Origin of the sequence: Massilia frigida, from assembly GCF_011682175.1 — a bacterium.
Taxonomy (GTDB): domain Bacteria; phylum Pseudomonadota; class Gammaproteobacteria; order Burkholderiales; family Burkholderiaceae_D; genus Telluria_A; species Telluria_A frigida.
This window is the reverse complement of sequence record NZ_WHJG01000112.1, coordinates 1-1,657: the sequence shown is the minus strand read 5'-3', so window position 1 is coordinate 1,657 and position 1,657 is coordinate 1. Positions and strand designations below refer to the sequence as shown.

The 1,657-nt window shown below is 57.5% G+C and carries 1 protein-coding gene; it reads left to right on the top strand.

What is annotated here, in order from left to right; genetic code table 11:
• The first annotated feature begins 118 nt into the window (after nt 1-118).
• Nucleotides 119-1,626 (top strand): IS3 family transposase gene (locus F2P44_RS34170; protein ID WP_187363522.1). Its coding sequence is split into 2 segments (ribosomal slippage): nt 119-539 and nt 539-1,626, totalling 1,509 coding nucleotides; the frame shifts between segments, so codons are not numbered across the junction.
• Nucleotides 1,627-1,657 lie beyond the last annotated feature (31 nt).

Genomic DNA, 1,657 nt, shown 5'->3' with positions numbered 1-1,657 from the left:
CCCCCTGTGTCAGGATAGATGTCGCGTGATTTAATTCATAAAAACCGCACCGGGGGCGGAGTAAAGACATGTTGTGAATCGTTATCCCGCAGAGCGCAAGGAATCCATTTTAAGGCAGATGATGCCGCCGCAGAACAAGTTAGTGTCGGTGTTAGCCCGCGAGAACGGCATCTCGGAACAGACGCTTTATACTTGGCGACGAAGTCTAAAATTGCAGGGAGTGCCGGTGCCAGGAAATGGGAAGAATGCCGAGGAATGGTCCTCGAAAGATAAGTTTGGCGTGGTGCTGGAAACGGCGCACCTGAGCGAGATTGAACTGGCTGAGTACTGCCGCAGCAAGGGTTTGTTCGTTGAACAAATCGCTGGGTGGCGCCAAGCCTGCCAGGAAGCCAACGCGCAGCCGGTTGCACGAAGCCGCGAGGAGCGCGAGCAAAGCAAGGCAGACCGCAAGCGAATCAAAGAACTGGAACGTGATTTGGTGCGCAAAGAGAAAGCTCTGGCGGAGACAGCTGCGCTGATCGTCCTCAGAAAAAAAGCCCAGGCGATCTGGGGAACGCCCGAGGAAGACTGACGGCCACCCCGGATCGCCAGTTGGTGATCGCATTGATTGAAGAAGCAGTGGAAAGTGAATGCCGTCGCACCAGTGCTTGCAAGGAACTTGGCATCAGCATGCGCACGTATCAGCGCTGGTTGCGCGACGATGGCGGCAGCAAGGCTGACGGGCGCAAAGGCAGCCGGCGCACGGCGCCGGCGAACAAACTCAGCGACGACGAGCGGCGGCAGATTCTGGCCGTGGCCAACAGTGCCGAGTTTGCCAGCTGCCCGCCGAGCCAGATTGTGCCGACCCTGGTGGACCGTGGGGAGTACCTGGCGTCGGAATCGACGATCTATCGAATCTTGAAAGCCGAGCAACAGCAGCATCACCGCGGCCGGGCGAAGAAGCCAAGCAAACGCGTCGTGACGAGCCATTGCGCGACCGAAGCGAACCGCCTGTGGGCTTGGGATATCACATGGTTGCCGACAAACGTGCGGGGTTTGTACTTCTACTGGTACATGGTGCTCGACGTCTACAGCCGGAAAATCGTCGGACATGAGGTACACGTCGCCGAGTCGGCCGAGCTGGCGGCGCTGTTGTTGCGCAAGGCTAGTCTGGCCGAGGGATTGGCTGGACGCGAGGTGGTCCTGCATTCGGATAACGGCAGTTCGATGAAGGGCGCGACGATGCTGGCGACGCTGGAGAAATTGGGCATCATGCCATCGTTTAGCAGACCCCGTGTGAGCAACGACAATGCTTACGCGGAGGCATTGTTCAGGACCTGCAAGTACCGGCCGAACTATCCGAGTAAGCCGTTCGACAGCGTCGAGGACGCGCGCAATTGGACGCGACAATTTGTGCATTGGTATAACCACCAGCACAAGCATAGCGGCTTGAAATTCGTGACGCCAGCGCAGCGCCATGATGGTACGGCAACGGAGGTGCTGCGACGCCGTGAGCAGGTCTACGAGGCCGCTAAACAGCATCGACCGGAACGATGGTCTGGCACGACAAGGAACTGGAATTTGAAGGATGAGGTCTGGCTAAATCCTGAACGGGAACAACCAGAAATACTAAAGCAAGCCGCATGACTTTACGCGACATCTTTGTTGACAATTACCG